Source organism: Ochrobactrum sp. WV_118_8 (assembly GCF_039631535.1).
Classification (GTDB): domain Bacteria; phylum Pseudomonadota; class Alphaproteobacteria; order Rhizobiales; family Rhizobiaceae; genus Brucella; species Brucella anthropi.
Window position 1 is genome coordinate 1,054,546 of sequence record NZ_JBDIUZ010000002.1, and the last position, 11,399, is coordinate 1,065,944.

The following is an 11,399-nucleotide window of genomic DNA, read 5'->3' on the forward strand; positions in this document are numbered from 1 at the left end:
AGAGGGACTATGGATATCACGAACAGTCCGGGCAGCCCTAAGCATCTCAGCATCGCGATTATCGGTAGCGGGATTTCCGGATTGTCTGCTGCATGGCTGCTTTCGCAACGCCACGACGTGACTTTATTTGAAGCATCGGACCGCATCGGCGGCCATAGCAACACTGTAGAATTTGAGAGCAGTCACGGTCCTGTGGCCGTCGATACCGGTTTCATTGTCTATAATGAAGTGACCTATCCCAATCTGACCGCCCTGTTTCGCGCGCTTGAAGTTCCAACCGCCGCGTCGAACATGTCGTTTGCCGTTTCAGTCGGAAATGGCGCTTACGAATATTCCGGCGGTACCGGCCTCGGCCTCTTTGCCCAGCGCTCCAATCTGGTCAGCCCGCGCTTCTGGTCGATGATCCGCGATCTCTTGCGATTTTATCGCAATGCACCCAAAGACCTGAGTATCATGGGCGGTATTTCGCTTGATGATTATCTTGCACGCAATGGTTATGGCCGGGCTTTTCGTGAAGATCATCTTTATCCGATGGCGGCAGCGATCTGGTCCACCCCTGCCATGGAAGTGGGGCAATATCCGGCTGCCAGCTTCGTCCGCTTCTGCTGTAATCACGGTCTTCTTGCTCTTCGTGACAGACCAATCTGGCGTACGGTAACCGGCGGCAGCCGAGAATATCTAAGGCGGATCACCAAGCCCTACGCGGACCGGATCAGGCTCTCAACACCGATCAAATCCGTGCGACGTGCCGAGCATTCTGTCGAGTTGATCGACGGAAACAGCGTTTCCCATGTGTTCGACGATGTTGTGATTGCCACGCATGCCGATCAGGCTTTGCGGATGTTGGCCGATCCGAGCGGGGATGAAAGCCGCATTCTTGGCGCGTTTCAATATTCACGAAATGAAGCGGTGCTGCACAACGATATTTCACTGATGCCCAAACGTCGCGCGGCGTGGTCCAGTTGGAATTACCTTACCAACGCAGCCACTGGCCCGACGCAACCATCCATTACTTACTGGATGAACCGCCTGCAACCGCTGGGCAACGCGCCTGAGACTTTTGTTACGCTCAATCCTTGTCGTGCACCGCGCGAGGAACTGGTGATCCGTCGCGAGATCTATGAACATCCGATTTTCGACATGGCAACGGATCGTGCGCAGAAAGAAATCTGGTCCTTGCAAGGGCAGCGCCGGACATGGTTTTGCGGCGCGCATTTCGGCTCCGGCTTTCATGAGGACGGCCTTCAGGCCGGTCTCGCCGTGGCAGAAGATCTGGGCGGTATGCGCCGCCCATGGCTGGTCGAGCAGGAAAGTGGGCGCATCGTTCGCCAGAGTTTGCCTCTCCGGGAAAGGGCACTGGCATGACCGAGAGCTTCCAGTCGGCACTGTTTCCCGGTCATGTGACCCATGCGCGTTTACGACCGAAGGTTCACAAACTGGCCTATAAAATCTACTCGCTCCTGCTCGACCTTGATGAACTGGAAGCCCTCGATCGCAAATTGAAGCTGTTTTCACTTGACCGTTTCAATCTGTTTTCTTTCTACAGGAAAGACAGAGGCGATGGATCGGCTCTGCCGCTGCGTGAGCAGGTGGAACGTGCCATGGAGGCAGCCGGAATACTGCCTGATGGCGGTGCGATCCGCCTGCTCACTATGCCGCGTATTGCGGGCTGGGCATTTAACCCGCTCAGTGTTTTCTTCTGCTATAATTGTGGTGGTGAGCTTGTGGCAATCCTTTGGGAAGTTGATAACACTTTCCGCCAGCGCCACGGCTATATGATCCCGGTCCATAACTGCGTTAACGGACGCATCGTACAAAGCTGCGACAAGGCATTTTACGTCTCGCCCTTCATGGACATGAAGCTGCGATATGAGTTTGAAGTCACGCCTCCCGCAGACTGGCTTTCCATCCGCATCAACAGTTTTGACGATGAAGGCCTGCTTTTGACTGCCCGCCATCTGGCGCGCCGGGTTGAATTGAGCGACGCCGCCTTGCTACGCGCCTTTCTTACAATTCCGTTTCTCACCTTGAAAGTGATTGGCGGCATTCACTGGGAGGCGCTGAAAATATGGTTGAAGGGCATCGGTTTACGCAGAAGACCTGCAGGGCCAGAGATTTCCATCACATCTGTTCGTAACGAGACCGCCCAGCAGAGGAACAAGGCCGCATGAGCCAGCTCGACGAGTATCATCAACTATCGGCATCAAGCCGGACTGAACGACCAGCTTTCAGCCCTTCGACTATCGTGTTGAAACGGCTGCTGAAGCAGGTCCAGCATGGGCGATTGGTGCTTTCACTGCCCGGCGGTGAGGTCATTGCTGTTAATGGTCTATTGCCCGGACCGGAAGCCAAAATTGCAATTGTCAAATGGAACAGCCTGCGTCGCCTGCTGACGGGCGGGGATATTGGCTTTGCGCAATCCTATATCGAAGGCGAATGGACATCACCCCATCTCACATCGGTCATCCGCTTTGCGGCGCGCAATCGCGTTACGCTGACATCCACATTACGCGGATCTGGCTGGATGCGGGTGCTGAACCGTATCAGCCACCTGCTCAATGCAAACACGCGCCGCGGCAGCCGGCGCAACATCGAAGCCCACTACGATCTCGGCAATGATTTCTATGCCCGATGGCTCGACCCTTCGATGCTTTATTCATCTGCGATCTGGAATGAGACGACCCATAGCCTTGAAAGTGCGCAGAAGCAGAAGTTGCAGTGTATTGCTGAAAAACTGGCGCTTGAGGGCGGCGAAAGAATTCTTGAAATCGGTTGTGGCTGGGGTGCCCTGGCGGGCTATCTCGCAAACTGTCACAATGCCAATGTGACGGGAATAACCCTGTCGCCATCGCAGCTCGCTTGGGCAAAAGCCGCAGTTGAAAACGGAGGGCTCAGCGATGCCGTTGACCTTCGCTTGCAAGATTACCGCGATGTTCAGGGCCAGTTTGACCGCATTGTATCAATCGAAATGTTTGAGGCCGTTGGCGAAGCCTATTGGCCGGAATATTTCACAACCCTGAAACGCTGTCTCAAGCCCGGCGGCAGAGCAGTCCTGCAGGTCATTTCAATAGAAGAAGCGCGCTACGAAAATTATCGCCGCAAGGCCGATTTCATCCAGAAATTCATCTTTCCGGGGGGCTTTCTGCCGTCAGATAAAGTGCTTGAGCGCGACCTTACGAAGGCCGGTTTGGTTTTAAAGGAGACCGAGCATTTCGGCCATTCATACGCGCTTACGCTTGCCGAATGGCGTCAGCGCTTTATCGCCAACTGGCCTGAAATCGCGAAGCTTGGCTTTGACGTTAAATTCCGACGGCTTTGGGAATACTACCTTTGCTATTGCGAAGGTGGGTTTGAGGAAGGTGCAATCAATGTTGGGCTCTACACGATTGAACATGCTTAGGCTTCACCCCCCCACTAACGGAGGAAGCGTCGATGAAATGGATACTGACGATTGGCATAATGACAGTGTCGTTTCCCTTCACAGCGCAGGCGGCTGAGATCAACGGCAACTGGGTGCGCGGGGATGGGAATGCGCGAGTGAAAATTGCTGAATGCGGCGAGGATATCTGCGCCACCAATACCTGGATCAAGCCCGGAACACCAAAAGAGAAAACCGGCGACCGGCTGGTGATGAGCATCAACGAAACTGCGAACGGACAATATTCTGGCACAGCTTTCGATCCGCAACGTAACCTCACCTACAAGATCAGCGTGAAAGTTGACGGCGATACCATGACGAGCAATGGCTGCGTTCTGGCTGGCCTCCTGTGTCGCAATGTGGGCTGGACCCGAATCAAGTAAGAGCGAGTTATCGATGAAAGATTATCTCATAGCCTATGTGGTGACAGCGGTTGCATTTCTGGCAATCGACTCCGTGTGGTTATCCAACATGGCGAACGTGTTTTACCGCCCTGTCATGGGCGACATGCTTGCGCCAGGTTTTCGTCTCGCGCCAGCAGTCGTTTTCTATGTGATTTTCGTGTTTGGACTGGTTTTCTTTGCGGTCAAGCCCGGACTTCTGGCCGGTAGTGGTACAGTCACGCTCGTTCACGGTGCGCTTCTCGGATTCGTCGCTTATGCGACTTATGATCTGACCAATCAGGCCACTTTGAAAAACTGGTCTTGGACCCTGACAATCGCAGACGTGGTCTGGGGCACTGTCCTGTCTGCCGCGTCAGCCTATATTGGCTATTGGGTTACGTCGCGGAGCAGCGGCTAGGTTGGAGTAAGCATATGCAAAGATGGGGTCTTTTGGCCGTCTTCGTCTTCGTCATCATTGTTGTAGGAATGGCAATCGGTATCGGTTTCCCGCCGGGCGAATGGTATGCAGCGCTTCAAAAGCCTTGGTTTACCCCGCCTAACGCAGCCTTTGGCCCCATCTGGACGATACTTTATATCTTCATTGCCATTGCAGGCTGGCACACATGGATAAGCGATCGTGGGTGGAAGCGGCGCGGACTGTGGTTTGGCCAGATGGTATTGAACTTCATCTGGACGCCTATTTTCTTCGGCGCTCACATGACCGTGCTGGGGCTTGTCGTAATCATCGGCGTCTGGTTTTGCGTGCTTTTGTTTATCATTCGCGCGTGGCAACCAGATCGCATCTCGGCGCTGCTATTCGTGCCATACCTCATATGGCTATCGCTGGCGACAGCGTTGAATGCGGCAATTGTCGTGTTGAACTAATGAAAAAGGCGGCAAATATGCCGCCTTTTCTTTAGATGCCGATCAATGGCTGCACGAGCCGCATAAGCCAGCTCTGGAATTTGAGCGGTGCGTCAGTCACCGCAAGACAGATGCAATCGCCATCCGGTGAGGCAATCGGCTGATGCACGAGATCAGCATCCGCTTCCTCAATATCACCGCGCGCAAAAAGCCCGGTTCCATCATAGAAACTACCGCTCAACACCAATGTCAGTTCGCGACCGCCATGCCCATGTTCTGGCACCGGCTTCCCCGCTGGAATTCGCAAAAGGCGAACCTGCGTTTCGCTGTCGCCTGTCTCGATTGGCACCTGATAGGCACCCCGGCCAAGCGATTTCCATTTCAGGTCCGGCAAATCGCCACCGACATAGGATCGCAGCGGTTCCGGTATCACGGCAGGCTGCTTTATCTCGAAGCGCGGTGCCGAATGTTCCATTGATTGCTGTGTCTTCTGCAACCTGTCCTTGAAACTATCCCATGTGGATGCTTCGAGTTTCTGTGGCTCAACCGCGTCAAGAAGCTGCCCGCCAATCTGTTCAAACTGCTTGAGCCTTGAACGGCAGGCCGGGCAGAGCGCAATATGAGTGGCGACCGCGATACTCCAACCCTCGGCCAACGTGCCTGCAGCATAGCTTGAAAGGAGTTCGTCGCTCAGATGATGCTTGATATCCATCAGTGCGCTCCCGAATTATCGAGCGCAGCGCGCAATTTGTTGAATGCCAGCCGCAGGCGGGATTTAACCGTGCCAAGCGGGAGGTTCAGCTTCTTTGCGATGGCGCTATGCGTGCTTTCCTCGAAATAAGCGAGTTCAAGCAAGGTGGATTGCTCCTTCGGCAAGTCAGCCATTGCCGCGCGCAACTGGCTGGCGGATTGCCGTTCGGCAATCCTCAAGTCAGCGGGCTGTTCCGCATCGGGCACAAAGGCCGGATCGGTTGGGTCGAACTCCGGGCGCCGGGCGCGTCGCACTGCATCGATGCGCTGGTTTCGTGCGATGGTGAAAATCCAGGTCGACAAGGCTCCTTTGGCAACATCGAACTGATCTGCCTTGTTCCAGACTGCAATCATGGTCTCTTGCATTAATTCTTCCGCTGTTTGCGTATCAGCAGACAGTTTGGCCATATAAGTCTTCACCCGGGGTGCGAAATGCTTGAAAATCACCTCGAAAGCGTCCACGTCGCGTCGGGAACTGACCGCCAGCATCAATTCCTCCATTGAGGGCTGATCTTCAGGTGCGGTCTGTCCATTCATCCGTATTAAACCCCATCCGCTCAGATGTAGCGAAGCCAGAACCTGTAAATTATGCTGAGCTTCCATGTGCCACTGTTGCGAGAGGAACGAAACTTTTGTGTTCATCAGGATTATACGCAAACAGATTTAATCTGGATCACACCAGATTTCAAATGTAGGGCGTCATCGCAAGCAGCACTCTCGAACTCTGACCTTTTAGCAATAAATCACGCATCAGCTCAGTGAATTCATAGCAGCTCAGCAAGCTCCTATTTTGCTCGCGATCTTATGGCTCACCAAACGCTTTCTCGTAATTGATCTCAAACGTGCGAAAGCTGTCAATCGCGGCTTCGAAGCACCGTTCTTCATCTTTTTTGTCGAGCGACATGGTTTGAAGCAAAGCAACCGTCTTCTTCCAACCGGCCAGGTTTCCGACCTGCTTTGCCAGGTGTCGCGCACCGTACCCGGCGCCGAGACCAAGCAATCGCGCCTTGTGGATGAGCACTGTTGCCCCCAAAGCGGAACCTTCAAGCACGTATAGCGTACCAATCGCTGAAGGCAGATCAACAGGCGCCCCTGCGTCGAACTGCAATTCCGACTTCTTCGGTTCTTCCCCGTCCGACAGATCCGCATAATCCATTTGAAGTTCAGATTGAATTTTATGATTGTCCCAATCTGAGAATACTCGTCTCAGGTCACTGACATCCAGCAATGTTTCCAACGCCACTCTGCTACGCCAGGTGGCTTCCAGATATTTCCTGTAGGCGTCCAACGAAATGAACATGCCATAAAACGAAACAAGCCTGTCAATCCGTTCGTGGTAGGGAGCGGTAGCCGCCTTCAAATCCCAACGACGTTGCAGGACGGTGCGTTGATTCATTAGCAAAATTTTCCATAATTTGTTACACGGGCCAAGACTAAATATTATCTTTATGAATAAATTCCATGCATTACTGCATCGTAATGCTCTTCGATTTCCTGTGTGCACTTGCACGATTTGCGCTTCAAAGCGCTCTTGTCCTTAATGATAAATAACCCGCGCCTGGTGACAATGATGCCCTCATTGCGCAATTGACCGACAATGCGCGTTACAAATGTCCTGCCAACTCCAAGCATTTCCGACAACTGATCGTGCGTCATTTCAAACTGATCTGTGCCAGTTCGTTCTGCCGCTGACAGCAGCCATTTGGCGGTTCGCTGTGTTATCGTATGGGTCGCGTTACACGCAGCTGTTTGAAATACCTGTGCCATCAGGCAATCGGAATAGCGCGCAAACCAGTGCCGAAGCGAGATGGAATCCAGCTTCAACTGTTCGAGTGCAGCCGTTTTGATCCTGATAAAACTTCCCGAGTTACGAACGATGGCAGTGGCATAGGCGGGTAAACTGCCGTTCGACACAATACCTCCTACAGCCCCTTCCCTCCCGATCAACGCAATCTCGACAGCGCTGTTGTCTTCGTCGACCCAGCGCTGAAAACTCGCCAACGCGGATCCGCACGGAAACCAAGTGTGAACAACATCGTCTCCGGCCTTCTGCAAAACAGCCTCCGCCTCAAGTTCGTAGAAGACCGTATGGGGCAGCAGCTTTTGTCGGTCTTCCTCATTGAGCATCATCAGAAGCAAATTGCCCGACATCTCGTGGGTCGATGTTAAATTCATACAGTCGAGTTCCTCTTTTCGCGGCCGTTGTGTCCAATAGTGGACGGACGATCCTTTCGGTCTATGTTACTTTTAGACGCAATTAACCTAACCCATTGAAAAGACGGGTTTGTTTTCATGCTCCATCGTTGATAATACCATCTCAACGGATATTTTCGTTTGTCAGCGGTCACAACGTCTAGCCGTTTTCAGCTCTCAGATAGTTTAGCAATCCTGCAAAAGGTGCGCTCACGAACGGTTAAGTCCGGAAAGTTCTGCCGCAATGGATATGTCCGAACCTGTTAATCTCACCAATTGTGATCTCGAACCAATCCACATTCCTGGTTCGATCCAACCGCACGGCGCAATGCTCGTTATGGATCAGTCTGGCCAAAATTTCCTTTTTGCTTCTGCTAATATTCCATGCATAACGGGCTATCGAGGGGATTTGATCCCTGGCACCGACATTTCTTTGATTGTTGGCGAGAAAAATGCGCATGATTTCCGTAACGCCGCGGCCAAAGCGAGAGAGCCGGGCTTATCCTCAGTGGTACTTGGGCTTCGCTTTCCAGGCAAATCCACGCTTTTTGACGCTGTGATCCACACGCATCTGGGAAAGACTTTTGTCGAAATAGAGCCCTGCGCGGATCGAGGGCAAAGTGCCCGGCAGGCACTTGATCTCACGCGTAGCGTCATCCATCGCATTGGTCGCGAGGAAACAGTAGAGAGGGTCGCTGCAACGGGCGCGCGCCTCGTCAAGGCCATGCTGGGTTACGACCGTGTGATGATCTATCAATTTCTCCATAACGGAGCAGGTCGCGTCATTGCGGAGGCAAAATCACCCGCGCTTGGCAGCTTCATGGGACAGCATTTTCCTGCATCGGATATACCCCTCCAGGCTCGACGTCTCTATCTTGTCAATACAATCAGGATGATTTCCGACACATCCTATCAGCCCGTTGCACTTTGTCCCTCACTTGCAGCAGACGAACCTGCTGTCGACATGTCCTTTGCGCAGTTGCGCAGTGTTTCCCCGATCCACTGCCAATACCTGCAGAATATGGGTGTCTCCGCGTCATTGTCGATTTCGATTGTTGTTGATGGTGAACTATGGGGCCTGATTTCCTGTCATCACGACAGTCAGAAAGTCACCCCTCTTCCTCTGCGCATAGGAGCTGAACTGTTCGGGCAGTATTTTTCGCTACATATAGCCGATTGTGACAGACGAAAAACACTGCAGATCACAGCAGACGCACGAACCAAGCTCGACACTATTGTGTCGCAACTGAGTATCGGTGATGAAATTCGCGACAGTCTGGGGGAACAACTCAGCCGGTTTCCCGAATTGGTTGCAGGCAACGGGGCTGCATTGTTGATGAACGGGCAGTGGCTTCAACGTGGCGATACGCTCAACGAACATCAAACGCGCCAACTACTCAAAGTTGCAGGCGATGAATCTCCACGCGAGCTTTGGGCAAGCCAGGAAATCAGAACCCACTTGGCCGACTACGCCGGAAGCGTTGCAGGCATGCTCGCAATTCCACTTTCCATGGCGTTCAGTGATTATCTTGTACTGTTCCGCAATGAGGAGGCCCACGCCATCGAATGGGCGGGAGAGCCGGTGAAGACTACTGTCGAAACACCTTTCGGTACCCGATTAACGCCCAGAGGCAGCTTCTATACCTGGCGGGAAGAAGTTCGTGGGCGTTCAACGCCCTGGACCACTACAGATCTCTCAGTAGCGCAGTCGATTGGCACTTACTTACGCGACGTCATCCTTCGGCAAAATGAACTGTCTGAACAGGAAAGAGCGAAAACTGAACAGCGACGTCGGGTTTTGAACGCCGAACTCAATCATCGCGTTAAGAACATTCTTTCTCTGGTCAAGTCGATTGCGCTTCAGACGGGAGCCAACGCTGCGAATGTTGCTGACTACGCTCAAACGCTTGAAGGGCGATTACGCGCACTCGCATCAGCTCACGACCAGTCTTTGGACGGCGAAAACGGCGGTTCGCTAGCAAGTTTGCTCAAAACCGAAGTCAATCTTTATATTGACACACCCGGTCGCATAACTCTGGAAGGTCCACCGGTCCATCTCGATCAAAGAGCATTTGGCGTTATCGCCATGGTCTTCCACGAAATGATGACAAATGCTGCGAAATATGGCGCGCTTTCGGTTCCGAATGGACGCCTGAAAATCAGGTGGAAACTGGTAGCATCCGGTGATTGCGAAGTATTCTGGAACGAAGCCAATGGGCCATCCGTTACGTGGCCGTCACGAACGGGATTCGGTAGCAAGCTGATAAGAAATTCTTTCGAATACGACCTCCGGGGAAAAGTCAAAATCGAATACCACCGGGATGGGCTTCAGGCGCAGTTTTCTGTTCCATCTGTATATGTGACGCAATTAAACGACGAGTTGATCACGGCAGATATTCCAAAAGACATTGTCGAGAAAACCCACATCAATGGAATGAAGATTCTGGTTGTCGAAGATCAGAGCCTGATTGCCCTTGATATGGAAAACACCTTACGAAAATTGGGCGCCGAGCATATTCATCTTGCCTCGAGTGCGCCTGAGGCATTCGAGATGATTGAACGTTCCAAACCCAATCTTGCAATTCTCGATTTTAATCTGGGAGACCGTACTTCGGAAAATATCGCCGAATTGCTTCTAAAGCTGAAAATCCCTTTTCTTTTTACGACAGGCTATAGCGACAGGGTGCTCATCCCCGAAAAGCTTCGCGACGTAACCATCGTGCGCAAGCCCATAAGCAATTCAGCAGTCGCAGCGGCCATCAACTCCGTTCTTGGATAGAATATCCTAGCGGTTTTGCGGGTTGAAAGCGTCTGAGGGGTTCACGTCTGATTGCCAATTCTTCCATTAGATTGCCAGTCAGAAGTGTGAGAATGCCGAGCCTCCTCATAACAACTTACGATAGCCACGCATGTAAATCAGAGTGACAACCCAAGTGTTGAAATTAGCACCATTTGGTGATAAATTAACTCAACTGCAGGAGGTAGTTTTATGCGTTCAACCATTAATCTTGATGATAATCTCTTGGAAAAAGCCAGATCCCTGACGGGCACAAAGGAGACAGCCGCTTTGGTCCGCCAAGCGTTAGAAGCACTCGTGCGCGTCGAGACTGGTAAACGGCTTATCGCTCTTGGAGGTACCATGCCGGACGCTGAAGCCGCCCCCCGCCGTCGGAGCTCAGTGAATAAGTGATACTAGCAGATACTTCCATTTGGATTGATCATTTCCGCCGAGGTGATAACGATCTTGTAAAAATTATTGGTAACGATCTTCTGCTTTGCCATCCGGCAGTTATTGGCGAGCTTGCTTTGGGCAGCCTACGCGACAGGACCGCTGTGTTAACTTTTCTCCGCGCACAGCGTGAGACTATCGTAGCAACCCACGACGAGGTTATGACTCTCATTGAGAGGCATAGCGTTTTTAGCATGGGTATTGGCTACACGGATGCTCACTTGCTCGCTTCTGTCCTACTTGATCAGCGCACATCCCTTTGGACTCGAGACAAGCGGCTCAAGCTAGCGGCCCTCAAAGCTGGCGCTGCTCTTTATGAGCCCTTTCACAGTTAAAAAGAGTATAACGCCATCCGCATGATCGGCCGTTTTGATGATCTCGAACGGGTGACACGGTCTTGAATGGGCCGGAAGCAGAAAGTCCGGTACGGCCAAAAAATGTGCTGAAGTGGGCATAATGAGCTGTCGGCACAACCACCTGATTGCCAGTCAAGAGCACATCATACGCGCATCGGATAGAAACCCGCGACCATTTACTTTTTGATCAAAGCGACAGCGAAGTT

The 11,399-nt window shown here is 52.4% G+C and carries 13 protein-coding genes; 9 read left to right on the forward strand and 4 right to left on the reverse strand.

Annotated features, from left to right (window positions below; all coding sequences use genetic code 11):
* The first annotated feature begins 9 nt into the window (after positions 1 to 9).
* From ABDF71_RS18975 to ABDF71_RS19000, 6 genes are read left to right on the forward strand one after another with little or no spacing between them, the layout of a single operon-like run.
* A complete protein-coding gene (locus tag ABDF71_RS18975; RefSeq protein ID WP_029928458.1) occupies positions 10 to 1,365 on the forward strand; it encodes an NAD(P)/FAD-dependent oxidoreductase in 1,356 nt (451 codons plus the stop codon).
* Positions 1,362 to 2,171 carry a DUF1365 domain-containing protein gene (locus tag ABDF71_RS18980; protein ID WP_029928460.1) on the forward strand — a complete coding sequence of 270 codons (810 nt, stop codon included), beginning with the start codon at positions 1,362 to 1,364 and terminating at the stop codon, positions 2,169 to 2,171. The genes ABDF71_RS18975 and ABDF71_RS18980 overlap by 4 nt, the downstream gene beginning before the upstream one ends.
* Positions 2,168 to 3,400 carry an SAM-dependent methyltransferase gene (locus ABDF71_RS18985; RefSeq protein WP_258125149.1) on the forward strand — a complete coding sequence of 411 codons (1,233 nt, stop codon included), beginning with the start codon at positions 2,168 to 2,170 and terminating at the stop codon, positions 3,398 to 3,400. Before ABDF71_RS18980 ends, ABDF71_RS18985 begins: the two co-directional genes overlap by 4 nt.
* 32 nt (positions 3,401 to 3,432) lie before the next feature.
* A complete protein-coding gene (locus ABDF71_RS18990) occupies positions 3,433 to 3,801 on the forward strand; it encodes a DUF2147 domain-containing protein (protein WP_029928465.1) in 369 nt (122 codons plus the stop codon).
* Positions 3,802 to 3,814: 13 nt separating this feature from the next.
* Complete coding sequence (locus ABDF71_RS18995; protein WP_010660335.1) at positions 3,815 to 4,219, forward strand: DUF2177 family protein; 405 nt, start codon at positions 3,815 to 3,817, stop codon at positions 4,217 to 4,219.
* 14 nt (positions 4,220 to 4,233) lie between these two features.
* Positions 4,234 to 4,686 carry a TspO/MBR family protein gene (locus ABDF71_RS19000; RefSeq protein WP_010660336.1) on the forward strand — a complete coding sequence of 151 codons (453 nt, stop codon included), beginning with the start codon at positions 4,234 to 4,236 and terminating at the stop codon, positions 4,684 to 4,686.
* 31 nt (positions 4,687 to 4,717) lie between these two features.
* On the opposite strand, the gene ABDF71_RS19005 is transcribed toward ABDF71_RS19000, so the two are convergent.
* From ABDF71_RS19005 to ABDF71_RS19020, 4 genes are all read right to left on the reverse strand, one after another.
* Positions 4,718 to 5,377, reverse strand: coding sequence for a ChrR family anti-sigma-E factor (locus ABDF71_RS19005; protein WP_010660337.1), 660 nt, complete (start codon positions 5,375 to 5,377; stop codon positions 4,718 to 4,720).
* A complete protein-coding gene (locus ABDF71_RS19010; RefSeq protein ID WP_226622780.1) occupies positions 5,377 to 5,952 on the reverse strand; it encodes a sigma-70 family RNA polymerase sigma factor in 576 nt (191 codons plus the stop codon). The genes ABDF71_RS19005 and ABDF71_RS19010 overlap by 1 nt, the downstream gene beginning before the upstream one ends.
* A gap of 265 nt (positions 5,953 to 6,217) precedes the next feature.
* Positions 6,218 to 6,811, reverse strand: coding sequence for a biliverdin-producing heme oxygenase (locus tag ABDF71_RS19015; protein WP_051686662.1), 594 nt, complete (start codon positions 6,809 to 6,811; stop codon positions 6,218 to 6,220).
* A gap of 50 nt (positions 6,812 to 6,861) precedes the next feature.
* Positions 6,862 to 7,545, reverse strand: coding sequence for a Crp/Fnr family transcriptional regulator (locus ABDF71_RS19020; protein WP_235693250.1), 684 nt, complete (start codon positions 7,543 to 7,545; stop codon positions 6,862 to 6,864).
* 307 nt (positions 7,546 to 7,852) lie between these two features.
* Here ABDF71_RS19020 and ABDF71_RS19025 point away from each other — a divergent pair, with 307 nt between their 5' ends.
* From ABDF71_RS19025 to ABDF71_RS19035, 3 genes are all read left to right on the forward strand, one after another.
* Entirely contained in the window at positions 7,853 to 10,387 is a 2,535-nt protein-coding gene (locus ABDF71_RS19025) for an HWE histidine kinase domain-containing protein (protein ID WP_010660341.1), read from the forward strand.
* Between the two features lie 210 nt (positions 10,388 to 10,597).
* A complete protein-coding gene (locus ABDF71_RS19030) occupies positions 10,598 to 10,798 on the forward strand; it encodes a type II toxin-antitoxin system VapB family antitoxin (protein ID WP_010660355.1) in 201 nt (66 codons plus the stop codon).
* Positions 10,795 to 11,172 carry a type II toxin-antitoxin system VapC family toxin gene (locus ABDF71_RS19035; RefSeq protein WP_010660356.1) on the forward strand — a complete coding sequence of 126 codons (378 nt, stop codon included), beginning with the start codon at positions 10,795 to 10,797 and terminating at the stop codon, positions 11,170 to 11,172. The genes ABDF71_RS19030 and ABDF71_RS19035 overlap by 4 nt, the downstream gene beginning before the upstream one ends.
* The last annotated feature ends 227 nt before the right edge of the window (positions 11,173 to 11,399 follow it).

What these genes read in the sequence shown, in the direction of transcription:
- ABDF71_RS19025 (WP_010660341.1), top strand. Translation starts at nt 7,853, where the DNA reads ATGGATATGTCCGAACCTGTTAATCTCACCAATTGTGATCTCGAACCA.
- ABDF71_RS19010 (WP_226622780.1), bottom strand. Translation starts at nt 5,952, where the DNA reads ATGAATGGACAGACCGCACCTGAAGATCAGCCCTCAATGGAGGAATTG.
- ABDF71_RS19020 (WP_235693250.1), bottom strand. Translation starts at nt 7,545, where the DNA reads ATGATGCTCAATGAGGAAGACCGACAAAAGCTGCTGCCCCATACGGTC.
- ABDF71_RS18980 (WP_029928460.1), top strand. Translation starts at nt 1,362, where the DNA reads ATGACCGAGAGCTTCCAGTCGGCACTGTTTCCCGGTCATGTGACCCAT.
- ABDF71_RS19015 (WP_051686662.1), bottom strand. Translation starts at nt 6,811, where the DNA reads ATGAATCAACGCACCGTCCTGCAACGTCGTTGGGATTTGAAGGCGGCT.
- ABDF71_RS18985 (WP_258125149.1), top strand. Translation starts at nt 2,168, where the DNA reads ATGAGCCAGCTCGACGAGTATCATCAACTATCGGCATCAAGCCGGACT.
- ABDF71_RS19005 (WP_010660337.1), bottom strand. Translation starts at nt 5,377, where the DNA reads ATGGATATCAAGCATCATCTGAGCGACGAACTCCTTTCAAGCTATGCT.
- ABDF71_RS18995 (WP_010660335.1), top strand. Translation starts at nt 3,815, where the DNA reads ATGAAAGATTATCTCATAGCCTATGTGGTGACAGCGGTTGCATTTCTG.
- ABDF71_RS19030 (WP_010660355.1), top strand. Translation starts at nt 10,598, where the DNA reads ATGCGTTCAACCATTAATCTTGATGATAATCTCTTGGAAAAAGCCAGA.
- ABDF71_RS18990 (WP_029928465.1), top strand. Translation starts at nt 3,433, where the DNA reads ATGAAATGGATACTGACGATTGGCATAATGACAGTGTCGTTTCCCTTC.
- ABDF71_RS19000 (WP_010660336.1), top strand. Translation starts at nt 4,234, where the DNA reads ATGCAAAGATGGGGTCTTTTGGCCGTCTTCGTCTTCGTCATCATTGTT.
- ABDF71_RS18975 (WP_029928458.1), top strand. Translation starts at nt 10, where the DNA reads ATGGATATCACGAACAGTCCGGGCAGCCCTAAGCATCTCAGCATCGCG.